Source organism: Rosistilla carotiformis, from assembly GCF_007753095.1.
Classification (GTDB): domain Bacteria; phylum Planctomycetota; class Planctomycetia; order Pirellulales; family Pirellulaceae; genus Rosistilla; species Rosistilla carotiformis.
This window is the reverse complement of the sequence record NZ_CP036348.1, coordinates 6758061-6778558: the sequence shown is the minus strand read 5'-3', so window position 1 is coordinate 6778558 and position 20498 is coordinate 6758061. Positions and strand designations below refer to the sequence as shown.

Genomic DNA, 20498 nt, shown 5'->3' with positions numbered 1-20498 from the left:
ATTGAAGGAAACAGCGTTGAGTAATTTGTCTGGCAAACGTGCATTGATCAGCGGAGCGAGTCGTGGCATTGGGGCGGGAGCGGCCATCGAACTAGCGCGGGCTGGGGCGGATGTCGTGATCAACTACTTCAGCAACGCCGACGAGGCCGAAACGATATGCAAACGCTGTCGCGAATTTGGCGTCCGCGCCGAAAGCGTTCAAGCGGACACCGGCGAACAAGCCGATTGTGAACGGCTGGTCGCCGAAGCTTGGGATCGGATGGGCGGACTGGAGATCGTGGTTTCCAATGCCGCGTACAGCGATCGCGAACTTTTCTATCGCGCCAACCTGGATGGTTTCCGACGAACGATCGATGTCACAATGTGGGGCCCGTTCTACCTGCTTCGGGCTGCCAGTTTGAAGATGATCGATGCCGGCACGCAGGGGAGCATCGTCATCGTCAGTTCGCCGCACGCGGTCCAGGCGATGCCCGGCGCGATGGCGTACAACATGGCCAAAGCCGCGATCGATCAAATGGCGCGAACCGCGGCTGTCGAATTGGCCCAATACCGGATCCGGGTCAACATCCTGCATCCCGGCTGGATCGATACGCCGGGGGAACGAAAGTTCTTCAGCGAGCAGACGCTCGAAGAAAAAGGGGCCGAGCTGCCGTGGGGCCGCTTGGGGCAACCTCAAGAGATCGGCCGCGGCGTCGTCTTCTTGAGCGATCCGGCCAGCGAATACATCACCGGCAGCACGCTGACGATCGACGGTGGCATCCAGCTACCGTGGCGGGATATGTTCCGCGTCGAAGAAACTCCGCAGTCCGTCTAGTTCAAATTGGCAGTTCCCGCGTCGGCCGCGACGCGTATCTTGTCGGCTCCCTTTTCGTAACACCCCGACCACAGCAGACCCTATGTCCGATGAACCTCGCCTAATTTTGGTCGTTGACGACAGCGCGACCCAATTGGCTCAGATGCGGATGCTGCTGGAGAAGGCGGGCTATCGAACGCTGACCGCCGACGATGGCGAACACGCCCTTACGATCGCCCGCGAACATACGCCTGATCTGGTCGTCACCGATCTCGAGATGCCCGGGATGTCGGGGCTGGATCTGGTGATGATGTTGAATCTGGAGTCGCCGCAGTTGCCCGTCGTGCTGACGACGTCGCGCGGAAGCGAAGAACTGGCGGTCGAAGCGTTGCAAGCGGGGGCGGCTAGCTATGTCCCCAAACGAAATCTCGCCAAAGATCTCGCCGACACGATCGAACGCACCCTGGCAGTCGCCGATTCGGAGCGGCAGCGACTGTCGTTCGCCAAGTACATCCGTACCGTGGCGATCGAACTGGAATTGAACAACGACGATTCGCTGCTGTCGCAGATCCTGTCGCGGCTGGAGGCTCCGTTAGTGGAACTGGGGATCGTCACCGAAGCAACGCGGATGCACATTGGCATCGCGCTTGATGAAGCGTTGCGGAACGCCATGATCCATGGAAACTTGGAAGTTCCCAGCTCGCTTCGCGATCAAGATTGCGGCCAAGCGTACATCGATATGATTCAAGCCCGCTTGAAAGAGGAGCACTACGCGTCGCGTCGTGTCTTTGTGAAGTTGACGGCAAACCCCGAACAGGCGGTTTTCGTGATCACCGACCAAGGGCCAGGGTTCGACGTCAGCAAGCTTCCCGATCCCACCGACCCTGAAAACTGGGAAGCGGTCAGTGGGCGCGGCCTGCTGCTGATTCGTTCGTTTATGGATGAAGTGGAACACAACGAGGTGGGCAATCAGATCACGATGGTCAAGTGTCGTGTCGATCCCGATGCGATCGACGACGATGATGATGACGACGACGAATGCGACGACTGATCGCGCCGGACGCTGGTCATTGCGTTGGACCGAAGCCGCAGATGGAGTTCCGTGAGACCGGGGTACGGCTTGGTGCGTTTCGCCGCCCGATTGTCTTGGAATTCGTTAACGAGATCGCCGCGGCATCGGGTAGACTTGGATGCGGGGCCATTTCTTCTCTCTGCTGGGACCGCGCGATGCTTCGCTTCTTCACCACGATGTTGGTTCTCTTGCTTGCCTTTCGGATCGATGCGGCCGACGAGACCGAAGGCAAAGTGCGCGAGGCCTTTTATCAAGAGTTGGAAGTCCAGCGGCAACCGCAGTTTCGGATGCAGGGAATCGAGATCTCCCAGCAACTGCACTATCAAATCGTTTCCTGGTTTCAGCTGTATGAACCCGACGCAGCAGGGAATCAGTCGGTCGTGCAAGAGATCCGCGATGCAACACTGATTGCGGCTGACCCGTTGTCGCATACGGTTTTTGCCGACGCCCTTGCACAACTGAAAGGACGTCAGTTGAAGTATCGTGTAGCGGCCGACGGCTCGATCTTTCAATTCACCGGATATGTTAACAGGCAGGATCCTGTGAACGTCGCCGCGGAGGACATCACGGGAATGTTGGTTTCCAACGTGATCGATGAAGATGGATGGAAAGAGTTGGCTCAGTTGACTCTTTTTCAGCCCCCCAAGGATTCTCCGGGGGCGAAGCCTTTCGACCAACCGACGCGGCACGATTGGGGAAGCTTAGGCAGTTGGTATGGCGATACGCGGTTCCAGCGTGGCAAGCGGAGAGGGAACCTGCAGGGCTTCGGTTTTGTTCGTCAGTTGCAATATCTACCACCCGGCAATGCTGCGAACGACGCAAAGCCGGCGACGGCGTTGCAAGTTCGCGACGCCAAATTTGCTACCGAACGAGCGGACGGACAGATCGTTTTTGATACGCGAAGCGACCGCGTTACCACCGCGCACGAGTGGTTTTCGGCGAAGGGAACCGTGACGGCGAACGTGCTGGGCACCGACATCGTCATTGAGTTGCACGAGCGGCAGCAGATGGCGATTCGTGTGAAAGCGGAAAAGTTTGTCCCGCGTCGCCCCTGAATCGGCTGACACGAACTCGTGCCGCCGCATCCACGGGAATGGCGTTCCGCTTGTCGAGAACCCGCTCGATGTTTGGGGCCACGTTACGGCAGTCGCTTAAAATTTCACGTCAAAGCCCATCGACAGCGTATCGCTGACCTGGGTGATCTCAACCGAAGATCCAGGGACCGGACCCGCAGGAGTTTGGATCGCGCCGCTGCTGGAAGCCTCGAAGACGTGAACATAAGCCAGCGACATCGATAACGCGTGGTTGACCGGCAGCGTCGCTCCGGTGGTGACTGCGTGATTCCAAAGCGCTGACGACAGGACGTTGAATCCGGTCTTATCGTTGGAGATCGGCGACTGGCCAAAGTCGTATCCGGCTCGCAAGCTGACGCCGTTTTGGAACTCGCGTTGCAGGCCAAGAGCGACCCCGACGGTGCTGTCCCAACCAAGGCCCGGCACCGAGCCATCGGCTTGGAATGCCGCATCGTCGCCGAAGACCGATGCGTTGGCGTAGTCGATGTAGCGGACGTCGACCGCGCTGACCCAACCTTCAAATCCGGTAAACGAGGTTCCGAGGCTGATGATCATCGGATATTCCGGGTTGGCGGTGAGTGTCCGCGGCGCCCCGGTCTCTCCGGCCGATTGGAATTCAAATTCTTCAAACCATTGCTTGCTCTTGAAAGAGAGGCCAAAGTTCCAGCCCGACATTGTTTCCAGATAAACGCCGACTTGGAAGCCGAGCGCGTACCGCCAGCGGCCGTTCTGGGCGTCGGAATAGGTCGGCAGGCCACCGTCGGCGTTGTCGGGAGCGGCGAACAGAGCGGGGGCCAAGGCGAGATCGCCCATCGTGACGGTGGGAGCAAAACCGATCGATAACCCATCGACCAATTGGACCGCAACGGTGGGTGCGATCTGCAACAGGTTCAGCCGCGAATACGCGTTGCCGATTCCAAAGCCGTTGGGGGGCTGAGCTGTCAGTAATGGATTGGTTCCGCTGGCAGCATAGTTCACTCCGAAGCCGCCGATGGTGAAAACACCTAAGCCGTAGGCGAAATCCGAATCAGGATTCGAATACACCAGAGCGATCGTCGGCAGCACCGGGACTCCCGAATGGCTGTCGCTGGATCCTGACACGGGACCTCCAGGAACGCCGGGGCCGAATGCATCGGCGGGCAGCGACGAATCGAGTGTCGTCCGCGTGTACAGGAATTCCGCTCCAAACATCATCTGCGAACCGCCCAAGCCAGTGATCGAGCCTGGATTCCATAACAAGGCTCCGGCTGCATCGATCGGGGCTGCTGTTGATGCACCTCCCATCGAGCGGTTTATCGGGCCGGCACCCGGTAGCACGATCCCTTGAGCGAAGCTCGAACCCGTGACGAGGCATGCCAAGGCGGTGGCAAGTATCCGAGAAGTAATTTGATTTTGCATCGAATGCCTACTATAAAAAGCGGAGCCTATTGCGGGGGGGATGTTCCCATCCCCTTCCTCTGGTTGTTTCGGTAGCAGCGCTTGGTTCGATGATCGCTATTGGCGCGATGGCATGGAAACGTTGCCTTTTTAGGATTAAAGCATGTCACAATCGGAAAAGATTGCCGTTTTTGGTGGTGGGATCGCGGGGCTTACCGCCGCCTATGCGTTGACCGACCCTTCGCTTTCCACCCGCTATGAGGTGACTGTCTACCAGATGGGGTGGCGTCTGGGGGGGAAGGGAGCGAGCGGTCGCAACCGCCAACAGCATGATCGCATCGAGGAGCATGGGCTGCACATTTGGCTGGGCTGCTACGAGAACGCCTTCCGCGTCATGCGGACCTGTTACGACGAATGCCGCAGCGCGAATCTAACTCCCGAATCGCCGTTTCAAACTGTCGAAGATGCGTTTGATCCTCAAGACCTGATCACGATGATGGAGCCCGACGGGGCGGGCAGCTGGGATCCATGGTCGATTACGATGCCGTCGACCGACAAGTTTCCGGGCCAGCAATCGCAATGCATCAGCGTTGCCGGAGCGGTTCGCCGGTTGTTGGAATTGATGGACAAACTGCAACAGGTGCCGTTGGATCGGATGTCGCCGGAACGACTGGACCAGGTTCGCCAGGTGAAAGAGCGGCTGAACGATTCGGAGTGCCAGAACTGTAAACAGGATTATCGAGCGGTTTTGCAGTCACTCGAATCGCTGCAGATCGATAGTAAACGCAGTTGGATCGCGGAGGATCAGACGCCGGAGCAGCGACGGCGAGCGATCCTGATCGAATTGGCGATCACGCTAGCCAAAGGCGTGTTGCGCGATGTTCTGTTGGAAGGCCATACGTCGTTTGACGTCCTCGATCAGCACGACTTTCGAGGCTGGCTGCGACAGCACGGTGCCAGTCGCCAGGCCTGCGATTCGGCGCCGGTTCGGGCGGCCTACGAGATCGTGTTTGGGTACCACCGCGGCGAGGACGATAAGCCCAGTTATGCCGCCGGCGTCGCCACGCGGTTTATGTTGCGTTGGGTGCTGACCTATGAAGGGTCGCTGATCTACAAGATGCGAGCGGGGATGGGGGATATCATCTTTTCCCCGCTGTATCTGATGCTCAAGAACCGCGGCGTGGAGTTCAAGTTCTTCCATCGCTTGGACACGATGTCGCTATCGTCGGACAAGTCGCACGTCGCTTCGATCTCGGTCGATCGCCAGGTCGATCTCGAGGTGCCGCAATACGATCCGCTGACCTGGGTCAAAGGCGTTCCCTGTTGGCCGTCTGAACCGATGTATCAGCGCGACGATGGAACGCGGCAGATTCCGCTGTCGCAACAGCAAGCGATCCAGGCGTTGGCTGAAGAGCATCCGGGGCTTGAACCGCTGGAGTCAGCTTATTCGCCATGGGCCAGCCAGGAGAAGTTGCAGCTGCGGCATGGCACCGATTTTGACAAGGTTGTGCTGGCTGTCGCGCTGGGGGCCCTGCCACTGCATTGCCAAGAGCTGATCGAAAACAGCCCCAACCTGCGGAAGATGGTGCTGGGGATGCCGACCATTGGGACCCAGTCGTTCCAGTTGTGGATGTCCGAGGATCGGCATGGGCTGGGTTGGCAGGGGGACGCCACGATCCTCGATTCTTATCTCGACAGTTGGGCCGATTTCAGCCATCTCGAAGCGGTCGAAAGTTTCCCACCGCAGACGGTCAAATCGATCGCGTATTTCTCGCGGACGCTACCCGAACCGGTTGATCCGCCACCGGTTGGTCCGAATCCTGCGTATCCGGTCGATCGAACCGAGTGGGTGAAGCGTTCGCGGCGCGACGAATTTCTCGGCGGGAAGACGGGAATGAAACCGATCTGGACCGACAGCTATACCGCCGAGGGTGAGTTCCGTTGGGATCGGTTGGTCGATCTGCAGTCTCCCGATTCGGTCGGCAAGGACCGTTTCGACGCTCAGTTCTGGTGTGCCAACGTCAATCCGACCGATCGCTACATTCAATCGTTAGCCGGAACGACACAGTACCGCGTCGGTGCCGGAGATTCGGGCTTTGGCAACGTCGTGTTAGCGGGGGATTGGATTCGTACCGGCCTGAATGTCGGCTGCATCGAAAGTGCAACCAATGGCGGGCTGATGGCGGCGCGCGCGATCTGCGGGCATCCGGTGGAGATCTCGGGGGAGTTCGATTTCTGTTCGCGGACCAGCGGATGTTTTATGACGCTGATGGCGATCTTCTCGCCCCTGCTGGCTTGGGTTCGCAAGTTGTGTCGGATCTGTTGCCCACCGCCTCCCCCTGCTCCGCTGCCAACGCCGTCGCTGCCGTTGTATGTCGAGCGCGGCGGGGATCAATCGTTTCCCGCTCCATTCGAATTCAAAACCGTCGACGCGTTTGCGTTTCATCTGTCAGCTCCTGCGTCCGCATTGCAGCGGTTATGCGATGCGCACTTGAATGATCCGACCGGTGGGCGACTCTCTTATGTCGCACCGTTTTCGAGCGTCATGATGGTCTTTTCGAACATCGCGCGATCGCGGCCCTCGGTGCCGCCAGCGAGCGAATACGGTTGGTTGCCGGAGAAAAACTTCTCGATCTGGATTCCGTTGATCGCCATGGAAAGCACCTCCACCGGAATCCCTTGGCCGCGCGCGATCGTCTGGTATCAACCCTACATCATGGTCGACCAGGCTTGGGCGTTGACCAGCGGACGTGAGGTCTATGGCTACCCCAAAGCCTTGGCCGACGTGACGATTCCCGGCTTCGGGACCGATCAGACGGCTTTCGGCGTCAAGACATTAGCCGTCGAAGCCGCCGACCCTGCCGCGGAGGTCCGTCGTTTGGAGCTGTTGAAAATTCGCCCGGCCTCAGGGGCGGCGCTCCCTGCGGGCCAGCAGTTCGATAAGACTCAAGCCGCCGACCTGGTGGACGACATGAAGCGGAAGGTGCTTGGCGATTCCGAAACGCTCAACTGCAACGACGGTGCGTTCGTGTTGGATGTCGACACGTTATTGAGCCTAACCGATTTGACCGGCGTCTTCTTAAAGCAGTTTCGCGACGCCGGGATGGGCAATCAGGCGTGTTATCAAGCGATCGTGGAAGCCGACGCAAAGCCTTCCTTTTTGGGAGGCAGTTCGTTGTCGGATTCGTATCAAGTCGAAGGGATCGACACGATCACGCATCCGTTTCTCGCCAATTTTGGTTGGGGCAGTTTCCCTCGCGATGTTGCCAATGCGTGGCATGTGAAGTTCAACTTCACAATGCAAGCGGGGCGCGAAGTCTGGCGCGCGTGAGGGCGGTTAGGTTACGCGAACCGCTAGGGCATCGCAAAACGCCGCCGGATTTCGAACCTTCTGTGCTTGCATCGTCTGTTGCGCCGTGCGGATCAGATCGTCGCCTTGCGTGCCGCCGATTAACTGTCCACGACGCCAGCGGGTTGCCGCGGCAAACATGCGCATGTCGACCGACGAATACCCGCGTTCGGCTTCTTCCAGCAATCTGCCTACAGCCTCTCGGTGGCCTCGCGCCGCGGCAACTCCCGCCAACAGATGCTTGCCGTGCGGGATGCAGTAAGGCATCTTCGACCGGATGATCTTGGAGGCATCGCGTTCGACGCGAGCCAGCATCGCGTTGGCTTGGTTCCAAGCGAAGCGGTTGCTAGGCTGCATCACCGCCGCGAGTATCGCTCGCCCTCGCAGTTGCAGGTTAAACATCCGGATGGTTTGCAAATGCAGTAGATTGGAAGCCTTCAGCTGTGGCCACTGCTTTTGGTAACGGTTCCATGCATCGATGCCGTTTCCGCAGTAGAGGTCGATGTAGGTGTTGGCCATCAATGCGATGCTGTGCTGGACATGGAAGCCTGGGTAGACCCATTTGTTTAACGCATCGTCGATCGCCATCCGCCCAGCCGCCGGATCGTCGTGCACTAGTTTCGCCATCGCCACACTGAATGAACCGTGGGTTGTTTCAGCGTACAGGTCTCCACGCTGCTTGGCCTGCGTCATCCAGGCGTCCGAACGCGTGCAGAGTTCGTCCAGTTGTCCTAGATAAAACTGCCCCCAGAGAATGAAGGTGTGGGCGGTGTCTAGTTCCCAAGCGACGCCTGCGCATTCGTTTCGCAGACGATGTTCCGCATCGATCAAAGCGTCGAACGATTTTTGCCAACGCCCGTTGGTCCAATGCTGGACACCGTCGGAAAGTGCCGTGATCACGTGCACGTAGGGCTCGTCGGATCCCGAGGCCAGTTGTTTCGCCAGCCCCAGCAGTTTGTTGACGCGGCCTTGGGTGTGTCCCCCGGCATTGGAAACATGCGCCGCTTCCCACGCCAAGGCGCGAGCCAGGCGGGTGCGTTCGCCGACACGCAACGCCATCCGTAGATTGCGCGTTTGAAAGCTGGCCCCTTCAACGACATCAAACATGCTTAAACCGGCCGATGCGGCCCAAGCGACGTCGATCTGGGTGAGTTCGGCGGGATCGATTTGATCTTCGTTACGGGTTCGAAATTTCAATCCGCGGATCCGTAGCAGGGCTTGCTGGCTGAGCATCGACAGCAGTGCGCGTTGCGGCGATTTGGACAGCCGCATGCCATTTTGTTGCAATACGCTGGCGAGCGCAGCGCGGCCTTCGGGGATGTGCCCGCTGATGCAGTATTGATAGGCCGCTTTGCGTTCCAGTTGCAATGCTTCGTCCGTATCCGTGGGATCGATTGCCGCTTGATATTGTTGCGCCGCTTCGGCACCGCGTCCCGCGTTGGCCAGCGCGTCGGCCAAACGAATCCCGATGGGGCGTGCCTCTGCGGGGGACAAATCTTGCAATGCGATGCTGCTTTGATACAGACGTACGGCGCGATTGAAGGCCAATTTGTCGGCTGCCAAATCGGCTGCGACGCCGTAGTAGCTGCCTGCCTGGGCGGGTTGGCCGGCGGCTTCGAAGTGATTGCCGATCCGTTCGGGATCGGCATCAAATTCCTGTCGCAAGGCCTCCGCCAAACGCAGGTGATGTCCAATGCGATCCTGTGCCGGCAATTTCCCCACAACGGCTTCTCGGATCCGATCGTGGTAGGCGCAGACGTCATCCCCGATGTCTCGGCCGGTGGTTCGAATCAAACGTTCGGAACGCAGCAGGCCGAGCAGGCTTTCCCGGGAACTATCCAAGCCCGACGATTGTAGCGCGACCCGCGTTCGGACCGGTTGGGCGGCAACGGATATGATCTCCAGCAACGTCCGTGCCTGCTCGGGGAGACGAGCGATTCGCTGGAACAAGACTTGATCCAAATCGGCTTCGATCCGCGTGCTGGTGTTGTCGAGACTTTGCGCTAGTTCCGAAATGAAGAACGGGATTCCTTGTGATTCGCGGACGATGGTTTCGGCAATCGACGCTGCATCGGAGATCCCCCGAGGCATCAATTCGGTCGCCAATTGCAGCGATTCCTCTCGCGACAACGCACTCACATGAATCGAAATTCGATGCTTGGCATCCCCCACTTCACGCAACATTCGCAAGCAAGGATTGTGCTCGACACGTTCGTTGCGATAGCCCATCAGCAGCATCAAACGTGGTGGATTGGGGGCAGCGACCAGTTCCGTCAACGTCGTGGCGCTATCGAGATCGCACCAATGAAGATCGTCGACATGCAGTACTAAAGGGCATTTTTTGCCGATCGCATCCAACAGTTTGCGAAACGCGGCGAACGCGATCCGACGCTGTTCCTGGGCCTCCAATTTAAACGCGTTGTGTTGCGTGGATCGGGCAATCGACGGAACACCATTGAGCGCCGGGAAGATGCGAGACAGCGTCGCGATGTTTTTTGGCAACAACGCGTCCACCTGATGTTCGGGCAGCCGGTTTAAATAGCGACACAATGCATCGATCAAGGCATCGATCGCTTTAAAAGGTACCGATTCCCCTTCGTAACAGCGGCCGCTGAGGATGCATGCTTCGGCATCCAGTTGCGTGTGTTCGAGGAAGTAATTGATCAATCGGCTTTTGCCCGACCCCGAATTTCCCTGGACGTGCGCGACTACGGCGTTCCCCTGCAACATCCACTGGAGTCCGTTGCCCAGTTTTGCCAAGTCGTCGCTGCGACCCACGAACGGACGCTGTGCCGGGATTTCGGCGGCGTCGGTGCCTGGTTGGACATCCTTGCCACTGAGCACCGCTTGAATTTTGCTGCCGTCGGGGCGCGCGTCGGGATCGCTGCTGAGCATCGCAAGTCCCAGCTGGATCAAATCCTCGGGAACATCCTCGGGAAACTGGATCTCCGGAACTGCATAGGCCTCGCGTTTGTGCTGCAAAACTACGGCCCGCAGCCCGCGGAAAAGTGTCTGTCCCGAGAGTGCCTCGCACAACATCACACCGACCGAAAACCAATCGCTTGCCGGAGTCAGTTTGTCGCTGCGCGTTTGCTCGGGCGACATGTAGGGGACCGTTCCGGCAGCATGGAGGTCGGAGACTTCATTTGCCGATGCGATCCGTGGGCGAGTACCGGACGCATCGGGTTGCAATTCATCCGCAGCGTCCAGCGCGATCGCCAGTCCAAAATCGACGATTACCAAGCTGCCATCGCCCCGGACGACGATATTCGAAGGCTTCAGGTCGCGGTGTAGTTTTCGCGTCGCATGCAGCGCCACAACGCCGTCGGCAATTTGCGCAAACAGTCGACGCAACATCGCGTAGTCCAGCGGTGGTCGAGCGGGGGCCGGCGGCGTTGGCGCCACGTTCTCTTTGGGAAATCGAGGTTGGGGCAAAACCTGACCTTGCGTGCTGCTGGGTTCCGACTTGGTTTGATTTACCGAATCGGTCGACACGAGTGCACAATTCAAGGGCAAGAACTTCGATGCGCCCAGATGTTTCCAGAGATCGCGTCCGTCGATCAACTCCATCGTGTAGAACCAGCTGTTCGCTTCGGCGAACAGTTCGTACAGCACGACCAAGTTGGGATGGACCAAATCGGACAACGACCGGAATTCACGTTTGAAGTAATGCAGCGCGCGACTACTGGCCGTCGGCAGAACCTTGAGCGCCACCCGCTGGCGCCGTTGACGGTCGAACGCCATGTAAACGACCCCCATTCCACCCGATCCGATTTCACGCAACAGGAAAAATCGGCCCGTTCGCTGATAGCTCTCTTCGCTCCCGAGAGACCTTCCGGATTGCAAGAGTCTCTCGAATTCCACCTTGTCGAAGGCAAAGTCAGGAAACCGCTGGTTCACCGACTCCAGATCGATCGGTTCCGCAAACGCTGCTCGAAACGTTACCTCCGCAGCAAGCATCCGCTGCATGTTGATCGCATGTTCCAGCAACTGGGGCCAAGTCACCAGATACGATTCCAGGTCCTTGCGGCATCCGCTTCGCCAACCCAGCTTCATGTCTTGGATGATCAAATCGGTCAGCAAGTCCAATTGATCGTCGTCGGTCTCTTCCTGGTATTCGCTTAGAACTTGAGAGATCGCATCATTGGAAGGACTGATGACCGGCAGGTCGGCATTGGTCGCGCTGACATCATCGACCTGAGTCAGGATCGTGGTTAAAGCGACTCTTGCGCGTTGGGTGATATTTCCAAGACTCACGATCACATTCCTGAGAGTTCTACACCTCCACCCATTAGGATGCTGTCCAACCGCAAAGGACGTTGCCGTTATTTTAGGTCGCCATCGATCCAATCGCTAGTAGCAATCGATGCAGCCACCCTAATGTGCTCGACTGGCAGTCGGGTCCCCCTTACATTAGGGATGCGGTGGCAGCTCGTGAATCCTGCCTGGGGTGTGGAGAAGTGCTTTGGTGCCAGAGCCGGTGGACGAAAAGTCGGACGATCGCGAACAACAACTCGCCGAGTTATTGTCGGAGTTAGCCGATCGCGTTGCGCGCAACGTCCCCGTCGATCTGGAACAGGTTTGTCGCCAGCACCCTTTGCTAGCGAGCGAACTTCGGCGGCTCTGGGGGGCGATTGTCGTGGCGGGTGCGGTCGGGGAAACGTACCAGCGAGATGCGGCAGTCGAGGACGTAGCGGCGGTCGTCAACGAGCGAATGTTTCAATTGCCGCAGCGATGGGGCGATTATGAATTGCAGCAGGAGGTGGGGCGCGGCGGGATGGGAGTCGTTTTTCGGGCACGGCAGATCAGCCTGAATCGCGAGGTTGCCGTCAAGATGATCGCCCAGGGACGCTTGGCCAGCGAGACCGATCAAGCTCGGTTCGATTCCGAAGCGCTCTCGGCGGCCCAGTTGGAACATCCCGGAATCGTTGCGGTTTACGACGTCGATGAATTCGATGGACGTTCGTTTTTCAGCATGCAATATGTTCCGGGACCTACCTTGGCCGACCGGATCCACGACGGTTTGCTGCCGCAGCGCGAAGCGGCGCGGATCGTCAGCCAGGTCGCTCGGGCCGTTGAATTTGCCCATTCCCGCGGCGTCTTGCATCGCGATCTCAAGCCTTCGAACATCTTGATCGATTCGCATGGTCAACCGTTGGTCAGCGATTTTGGGCTGGCGAAACAACTCTCCAACGACTCCGATGTGACGCGCAGCGGAGCGGTCCTGGGCACTCCGTGTTACATGTCCCCCGAACAGGCGGCGGGTCGGCGGGGCACGATCGGGCCAGCCAGCGATGTCTACAGCCTCGGGTGTGTTTTGTACCACGCCTTGGTCGGACGGCCTCCGTTGGTCTCCGATTCGGCGGTCGAAATGGTGATGATGGTATTGGAGCAAGAGCCGTTGCCCCCGCGCACCTTGCGTCAGGGGCTCGATCGCGATTTAGAAATGATCGTGATCAAATGCCTTCAGAAGCCTGCCGATCTCCGCTATTCCACCGCAGCCGAATTGGCGGACGATCTGGACGCCTTCTTGAATAGCGAGCCGGTGACCGCTCGCAGTGGCCGATTTGCCCAAGTCATTGGCCGCGCGTTGCGGGAGACGCATCATGCGGCGGTGCTTGAAAATTGGGGCGTGTTGTGGATGTGGCACAGTTTGGTGTTGTTGATCGCCTGTGCACTCACATGGCGTCTGCAAGCCCTCGGAATCACCAACCAGCTGGCTTTCGCCGCGCTGTGGACCGCTGGCTGGATCGCTTGGGCCACGGTGTTTTGGATCCTGCGGCGACGGATGGGGCCGGTCACCTTTGTCGAACGCCAGATCGCACACGTCTGGGCGGCAAGCATGCTGGGAATCGCTGCGCTCTTTCCGATGGAGGCTCAGTTGGGCTTGCCCGTGCTCAGCCTGACTCCGCTGCTGGGTGTGATCGCAGCGATGGTCTTTGTCGTCAAAGCCGCGATGCTCAGCGGGGCATTCTACATCCAAGTCGTCGCGTTGTTATTATCGGCTGTCGCGATGGCGGTTTGGCCGGCGCAAGCCCACCTGATCTTCGGTGTCGTCGCCGCCGCATCGTTCTTCTTTCCGGGGCTGAAGTACTATCGCCAACGCCGCCGGAACGAACGTCTGCTGGAAACATCACGCGATCGCGAGCCAAGTTAATCGTTTGCCGACGGAGGCTTCACGTCGCCGCTGCGTAGATGGCGATCGAGAAATTCAAAGCTGCCAACGGCATTAATCATGTGAGGCCCGTCGAACCATTCGATTTCGCATCGCTCGGGCAATTTCAATCGCGCCGCGTACAGGAACCTCGCCTTGGCGAACTCCTTGGCCACGCGATCGTCGGGCCCCACGCCATCGTAGTGTCCTCGTTCGACCATAAACGGACGCGGCGCGATCAGTGCCGCCATCTCGGCATAGTTAAAGGTCTTCCCAAGGCCAAACTCATAGATCTCGTATTCGCCGGTTCCGATGTAGCTGTACCGGGCGCGCGTCGAAGCGTTTTTCCAGACCCAGTCGTTAAAGTCGGCGCTGCAGATCGACAGGCAATAATCGGGCAGCAGGGCTGGCAAACGCATCGCCGATTTGCCCCCATACGACAATCCGTAGAATGCGATCCGCTGGGGATCGACGCTGGGGATCGTTTTCAGCCAGTCGAGGATCTGTTGATGCTGCGCCGCGATGATCGAAAACAGCGTCTTGCCGACGGGGTACGATTTGCGTTGCAGCGTGCGGAATGCGTCTTTGCCTTTGTAGGGGTTCTGTGGGGCGAAGACGATGTAGCCGGCTTCGGCCAGTTTGGCTGCGTAGTCGTGATAGGCGCGATGGTCGTTGGCGAAGGTATCGCTCGGTTGCCCTTCCAGTCCATGTTGGCAGACGACGACGGGCCGCTGCTCACCGGCGGGGATGTCGTTGGGGACCAACAGCACGCCGTAGGCAAACACGTTGGGAAAGACATCCAAGACGACGTCGTGCCCCGTCCAACCGGTTCCTTGATACGATTTCAGCGACCGCGGGTTGGCGGGCAGTTTCGGTTGGTCGTACCATCCAACCACTTGCTCGCGAAAGATCTTGCGGAACCGCTCCACCGACTTTTCATAGGCGGCGGGTGAGGAGGTGTCGAGCTGGTTGTGAGCATTGTTGGCAATCGTTCGCGAGTGCCCCAAGTTCATGAACTTGCCCCGCTCGTATTCGCTCTCCTCCAGCAACGCTTGGGTGTGGCGATCGATCATCGCCAACCGACGGGCGCGCCGATCGATCGCGCTCCGTTTCCCGGTCGCCGCCGCTTCGCTGGCCTCGGTCTTTGCGTACTTCACAGCAACCGCTGGCGCCACCGGCATGTCCAGCGCCGGGCAGATGATGTCGTTCAGTAGATCGGACTTTTCGTCGGAGATCAGTTTGGCGTGTGCTGGCGTCTCGAGCGGTTGGCCGATTCCCGACAGCACGCTTGCGATTCGGTCGAACTCTTGTTGTGCTTCGGCCTGGCTCGGCGAATGCCAAGAGGCGGGGCTCGCTCCGGCATCCCCCGATTCTTCGAGCGCGAAGCGGGGCTCGGTTTGGATGACCAGTTTTCGCGGCGCGATCGCGGCGGCAAGTTCTGCGTCGGCAAAGCGGTTCTGCAGACCGAAGACGTTGCGGTCGGCCGGTTCTTGCCAGACTTGGTCACGCGGGCCGAAGTAGCCGGCGACGATCGTCAGGTCGATTCGCGGTTCGAGTGCGGCGCTGATCAGCGCCGTGCGGCCTCCTTCGCCCCATCCTGCCACGATGACTTGGGCGTCGTCGGCTTTGGATGCCGCAGGTTGCTGGGCCAGCCAATCGATCGCCGATTGGACGGTTTGAATTTCGTAGCCGACCAAAGTCCGGCCGAGTTCAAAGGCGGCGCGGTTGAGGTATTCGCGGCGCGGCAATTTGGCCCCGCCATGTTGGATCCGGTCGTGACCGGTCGTGGCGACTTCGAGGACCGTAAAGCCTTGGGCGGCGAGCGTCTCGCATCGCACGCGTTGATCCTCGGCGATCGGTTCGGACCAGAAGGACGGTTCGCCGTCGTGGGAGAGCATTACGACGGAGGATCCATTGGCTTTGCGAGGCAGCCACAGCAGCCCCTCGCCCCACAGCGATGGCTGCAATTGCAATCCGGCGGGCGTGCCCGGTTCGGTGACGCTCGGAGGGGCGGGATGGGAGAGGACGGGCCAGCGGACAGCATGGACTTCGAAGCGGTCGCTGGTTCGCAACGGTGGCGATTCCCATTGAAGATCGGTTGGGTATCGCTCGGGTTCTAGCCCCAGTTGTCGGCTCAGAAAAGGAACGTTCTTGGCGACCGCATCGGCATCTCGCCAATACTGGTGCCGGGCGTTATCGGCGGCCGATAGCTTTTCCAGCAAGAAGCGGTCGATCCCGGCAGCCATCGCCGCAGCGGGATCTGCGGGCAACGACAGCAATCGCGGCGGCCCGTCATCGGACCATTGCCCTTTCGTTGTGGCGTCGTCGGAATCTTGCGGGGTCGGCTTCAGAGGGCGGGTTTGGATGGAATCGTCGGCAACAGCGTGGCCGAACAACGACAACAGGATGAGAAGCGCGGCGGGGCGTTGGCTCATGGGTGGGCTCGTGAGGTGGGTGGGCTAACGTTCGTCTCCAGGAGGTGAATAATAGTCGATACTGACGGGGGCTGCAGGTTGGTTCGACGCTCCCGAGCGCAACGCGACGCGGCGTAAGCAGCTGTCGGTGTCCAGCAGGCCGACAACTTTGTTTTGCGAATCGAGAACGGGAACTTGCGTGGCGTCGCGAGGCATGCCGACCAAGACCTCTTCCAGGAGATCGTTTTCGTCGACGGTGATCGATTCCCAACGCATGATCTCACCCACCGTCCGCTGTTGCCCCGCGGCGGTCTGCATCGCGATGGCCAGTGGTTCCATCGGCAATAAGCCGCGGTAGACGCCGTTGTCGACCACGGGGAAGGCGCGTTGCAATTCATCGGCGGCGCGCTGCGCGAATTCCGCCACGGTGCTGTCGATCGACGCAACACAGAACTGTCGCAGCATTGCGTCGCGGACGCGGAGATCTTTGACCTGCGAAGCGATGTCGACCTGACGATATTCCATCATCCCCACCCAAAAGATGAAGGCGGCGATGAAGGGTAAAAATGGCATGCTGGATAAATTTGTGAGTCCCAATGCAAACAGCGCGATCGCAATCACTTGTCCCAGCCGCATCGCAAGCCATGTTGCCCGGCGATGGTTGGTGAACATCGATGCCACCGACCGAAAGACGCGTCCGCCATCCATCGGGAATGCGGGGATCATGTTGAACACGATCAACGCGATGTTCACCGCGAACAACCGATGGGCGAACATATTACTTTCGCCGTTGCCGCTTAGATCAAAACCGTAGACCGCGATGATCCCAATCCCCAACGTTGTCGCAATCACTACGTTGACCGCGGGACCGGCGACCGCCACGACCAGCTCTTGCCAAGGTTCCTCGGGCATCCGTTCCAAACGGGCGACGCCGCCGATCGGCAGCATCGTGATGTCGCGGGTGCCGACGCCAAAGGCGCGGGCGGCGAGCACGTGACCGTATTCGTGAAGGATCACACAGGCGAACAACAGCACGACAAAGCCAAGGGTCAGCAGGACATCGATCAAGCGACCTCCATTGCTCCATTCGCTGTACGCCACCAGCGCGGGCATCAGGAAAAAGCTCCAATGGATGAACAGTGCGATTCCGAAAAAGGTTCCCAGCTTGAAGCGGCGAGACATCATGGATGAGTTCTAAATTACTGGGACTTGAGGGATGGGAACTTTCGTTCGCAGACTAGCGGATCGAGCCGTGTGAGGGCACTTGAAGCGTTCGCTTCAGCATACCGGGTCGCCCGACCCCTGCCAGCCACTGGATATCAATGCTCGATCACGATCGGGTAGATGAGGACCCGTTTACTGTTGCGATCTTCAGCTTGCAGGGTCATCGTGGTTCCCAGCAATTCCTTGCCATTATCCCAGACAAAGTCTTTGGAAACTTGCTGCTGGGGACCCACGGTCAATTGGTTTCGCTGATGTCGCCGCGTCTGCGACTGGGTCAACATATAGCAATTGTAGTCCTGTTGGCGGTCGGACAAATTGATCAAATTGACGGAGACCACCAAGGCGCCCGACGGATCGAAGCGAATGCTGGGATCGATTTGGATGTCTTCAGGGCCGACGTCCAGATCACGCCAGATGCTAAATCGCAACCGTTTTTCGACATCGATCAGGAAGTCGAAGCGGACTCGCTCGCGGCCGATCGCCGCGTTGCTGCGAAGCGCCACGTCGACGGTGGCATCGACGATCGCATCCTCCGCGACGTTGACGGTTGTCGGTTGGGGTGGAGAATCCCAGGTGATGGGCGTTTGCACCGTAAACCGCCCCGTGAGCGCCGAATCGAAGGTGTTTCTCAACCGCAATTGGAGTGTTTGTTGTCGGCCGGGCAGACTTTCCAAACGGGTCGGTTGCAGATCAGCGGCCAGGCGGAATTTGGCAACCGCGGGATGGACGTTGACCAAAAAGGTGGGGAGCGTTTCCACCGAAACGATCTGTCGACCGTCTTCGTCGGTCGCCACGTCTTTCGATCGGCCCCAGACATCGACTTGTTTAACGCCTTCGCCAAGATAGATTCGTTCTTCTGTTGGGGTCGTGTTCCAAACCACCATCACCGCCCGCTCGCCATCGGACATCACGACGTTCTCGCTGCGGTTGGGCATCTGCAGTGAACCTTCGTGTTGCAGTCCGCCGATCAGGGTCGCGGTCGTACGCCACGGCAGCAGCATTTCACCGGGGGTCGCATCGGGATTCAAGACGCCCAGTTTTGAATCGAAGGGATCGGAAATAAACGCGACCGGCACTTGATGCCGGCGCACCGTGAGCATCCGTCCGACCAGATCGCGAATCCGATCTTCCAGGCGATAACGTCCCGCGTCCAGTGGATCCAACGTGATCCACTTTTCCAACGCATCCGATTTCATCGCCTGCAGGTTCGCATCCAATTCAGCTGTCGTGTAGGGTTCATTTTCGGTCAGGCAAATTGCTTTCCAGCCACCGGTGGAATCGTTAGGGCTCGGATCCAACCAGGGCCATGACAACGCCACACGGATCGGTTGGCCGAATCCTTGCAGCTCGCGTCGGATCTCGTCGACCGTATCGGCGAGATTCGGGTGTCGCAAGAAGCTGTGATCACCTTCGCCCCCGATCTGCCACCACGTAGTCCGCATCGAGAGTCGTGTCAGCAAAGCCTCCAGTTGTGGCTGCCAGTCGGTCGGATCGCGCAGCAGTGGCGCAAGCGGTTTCCGCGTGCGCGGGTCGTTGTGGGTCCGCAGTTCGTGGGGCGGTTGATCCAACATCCCCACACTTTTCATGCCCCGTTCCTGCAACCGCTCCATCATCCACGCCAAATCGTCGGCTCCTTGCGTGTCGGTTGGATCCAGCCAGCAAGGATATTTCACCCAGCCGACGCCACACGAATGTAACCATTGCGGCAGTTCGCGGCGTGAGATCGGGTCGTGTCCCGAACCGAGCGTCCACCCGAACGGTCCACTCTGCCCCGTCAGCTCTTCCAAGACCGCAAGGGTCGCGGTCGCGGTGTGGGTTTGCGTTTCCTGCGCGTACAGGTCGACATAGACGCGATAAAATCCAGGCCCCAGTTTCGGCAATTGCCACGATTGGGTAAGCGTCTGTTTCGCGGCACTTCCGTCGGTCGCAGGCATCGGGCCATGCAAGTGCTTTGCCGTCGCGTCGTCCAGCGGTGCTTCGTATTCTGACAACGCTTCCCCTTGCGGGCCTTGCAAACGGAATCGCAGTCGCGTCACGACTTCCGCCAAACCCGAAACGTGGCAGGTCGCGGTCGCCGATTGTCCGACCGCGTACAGCCCGCGCGGCTGGTCGGTGGTGACCTGCAATTGCGGCAGGCGTTCGATGCGAATGTTATCGAAGCCCGCTTCGCCGTAGATGTCCGCTTCGCCGCGCGGCTGGACGTGCAATCGAACCAGAATGTTCGCGGCGTCCTGAGGCGGCGGAACCGTCGGTAGTGCGATCTGAGTCCATTCGGTGTCGCCGCTGAATTTTGGGGTCGCGTGCGTTGCCAACACCTCACCACTGGCGTCGACGAACAGGAATTCAATCCAAGCCGAATCGTGTTGCAAGCCTTGGGTGAAGATCGAACCGACGAAGCGATAGCTGTAAATTGAATCGACAGCAATCGGTGGGCTCTGGACGACCGCAGCGCCACCGTTCAACTGGACTCTCAGATAGCGGTCGACCATCCGTTCGGCAAACAGCCAATCGCGAGGCATCCCCAACTGCTCGGCGAGTTTTCGGTAGGGGGCAAATTGATGGTCCGCGCGGATCGCGGCTTCCATCAGTTCGGTCGATTTGGGAACGATTTCGATCGACAGATAAGCCGGATACTGCGGCCCTTGGCGGCGCCGCCAATTATCGGGCCAGTTGTCGTAGTTGACGTCGTTGCTTTGTTCAAACGACCATTGGGTGACCGTTTCCGCGCTCGAGGGGGCTCCCTTCGCAGCGAAGGGTGTGGGGAGTAAAATTGCGGTGACGAAAATCGCGACCCATCGTGCCGCCAGCGGCGGAACGAACCCGCCGATCGACAAGCGGGCGATCGATGCGTTTCGGTGCGATTTTCGTTTCAAAATCTCAATCCACTTTCTATTAGCTCAGCTGCGGCTTAAAGTGGCGCCTTCTTGTTTCGGCCTGGCACCTTTGGGGCGGGCCTCACCACGCGGAGTCTAACGAAAACACGTGTCTCAAACTCGTATCGCCGTCCGACTGGGATCTCTGAACCTGCCCTTTAAGAAAGCT

10 protein-coding genes are annotated in these 20498 nt (G+C 59.0%); 5 read left to right on the top strand and 5 right to left on the bottom strand.

Annotation, left to right across the window (positions count from 1 at the left end; translation table 11 throughout):
- Positions 1-16 precede the first annotated feature (16 nt).
- From Poly24_RS24425 to Poly24_RS24415, 3 genes are all read left to right on the top strand, one after another.
- Positions 17-814 carry an SDR family NAD(P)-dependent oxidoreductase gene (locus Poly24_RS24425; protein WP_145101803.1) on the top strand — a complete coding sequence of 266 codons (798 nt, stop codon included), beginning with the start codon at positions 17-19 and terminating at the stop codon, positions 812-814.
- A gap of 82 nt (positions 815-896) precedes the next feature.
- Positions 897-1844 (top strand): ATP-binding response regulator, encoded by a 948-nt coding sequence (locus Poly24_RS24420; protein ID WP_145101801.1) that lies wholly within the window; start codon positions 897-899, stop codon positions 1842-1844.
- A gap of 176 nt (positions 1845-2020) precedes the next feature.
- Positions 2021-2920, top strand: a complete 900-nt coding sequence (locus Poly24_RS24415; RefSeq protein ID WP_145101799.1) for a hypothetical protein — start codon at positions 2021-2023, stop codon at positions 2918-2920.
- A gap of 96 nt (positions 2921-3016) precedes the next feature.
- Here Poly24_RS24415 and Poly24_RS24410 read toward each other — a convergent pair whose 3' ends face one another.
- The gene (locus tag Poly24_RS24410) at positions 3017-4336 is read right to left on the bottom strand and encodes an OmpP1/FadL family transporter (RefSeq protein WP_145101797.1); all 1320 of its coding nucleotides are present in this window, start codon (positions 4334-4336) and stop codon (positions 3017-3019) included.
- 142 nt (positions 4337-4478) lie between these two features.
- On the opposite strand from Poly24_RS24410, the gene Poly24_RS24405 reads away from it, so the two are divergent.
- On the top strand, positions 4479-7646 hold the full coding sequence (locus Poly24_RS24405; RefSeq protein ID WP_145101795.1) for an NAD(P)-binding protein: 3168 nt from the start codon (positions 4479-4481) through the stop codon (positions 7644-7646).
- Positions 7647-7652: 6 nt separating this feature from the next.
- Here Poly24_RS24405 and Poly24_RS24400 read toward each other — a convergent pair whose 3' ends face one another.
- Complete coding sequence (locus Poly24_RS24400; RefSeq protein WP_145101793.1) at positions 7653-11921, bottom strand: serine/threonine-protein kinase; 4269 nt, start codon at positions 11919-11921, stop codon at positions 7653-7655.
- Positions 11922-12132: 211 nt separating this feature from the next.
- On the opposite strand from Poly24_RS24400, the gene Poly24_RS24395 reads away from it, so the two are divergent.
- Positions 12133-13821 (top strand): serine/threonine-protein kinase, encoded by a 1689-nt coding sequence (locus Poly24_RS24395; RefSeq protein WP_231753328.1) that lies wholly within the window; start codon positions 12133-12135, stop codon positions 13819-13821.
- Here Poly24_RS24395 and Poly24_RS24390 read toward each other — a convergent pair.
- The 3 genes from Poly24_RS24390 to Poly24_RS24380 all read right to left on the bottom strand — a co-directional run bounded on the left by Poly24_RS24390 (position 13818) and on the right by Poly24_RS24380 (position 20329).
- The gene (locus Poly24_RS24390; RefSeq protein ID WP_145101789.1) at positions 13818-16253 is read right to left on the bottom strand and encodes an alpha/beta hydrolase family protein; all 2436 of its coding nucleotides are present in this window, start codon (positions 16251-16253) and stop codon (positions 13818-13820) included. The genes Poly24_RS24395 and Poly24_RS24390 overlap by 4 nt on opposite strands.
- Before the next feature lie 24 nt (positions 16254-16277).
- Complete coding sequence (locus Poly24_RS24385) at positions 16278-17417, bottom strand: site-2 protease family protein (RefSeq protein WP_145101787.1); 1140 nt, start codon at positions 17415-17417, stop codon at positions 16278-16280.
- A gap of 134 nt (positions 17418-17551) precedes the next feature.
- Entirely contained in the window at positions 17552-20329 is a 2778-nt protein-coding gene (locus tag Poly24_RS24380) for a hypothetical protein (protein WP_145101785.1), read from the bottom strand.
- Between the last annotated feature and the right edge of the window lie 169 nt (positions 20330-20498).

Bases quoted from the DNA above. Each gene is read 5' to 3' on its own strand.
- Poly24_RS24390 (WP_145101789.1), bottom strand. From the start codon at position 16,253: ATGAGCCAACGCCCCGCCGCGCTTCTCATCCTGTTGTCGTTGTTCGGC.
- Poly24_RS24405 (WP_145101795.1), top strand. From the start codon at position 4,479: ATGTCACAATCGGAAAAGATTGCCGTTTTTGGTGGTGGGATCGCGGGG.
- Poly24_RS24415 (WP_145101799.1), top strand. From the start codon at position 2,021: ATGCTTCGCTTCTTCACCACGATGTTGGTTCTCTTGCTTGCCTTTCGG.
- Poly24_RS24420 (WP_145101801.1), top strand. From the start codon at position 897: ATGTCCGATGAACCTCGCCTAATTTTGGTCGTTGACGACAGCGCGACC.
- Poly24_RS24385 (WP_145101787.1), bottom strand. From the start codon at position 17,417: ATGATGTCTCGCCGCTTCAAGCTGGGAACCTTTTTCGGAATCGCACTG.
- Poly24_RS24410 (WP_145101797.1), bottom strand. From the start codon at position 4,336: ATGCAAAATCAAATTACTTCTCGGATACTTGCCACCGCCTTGGCATGC.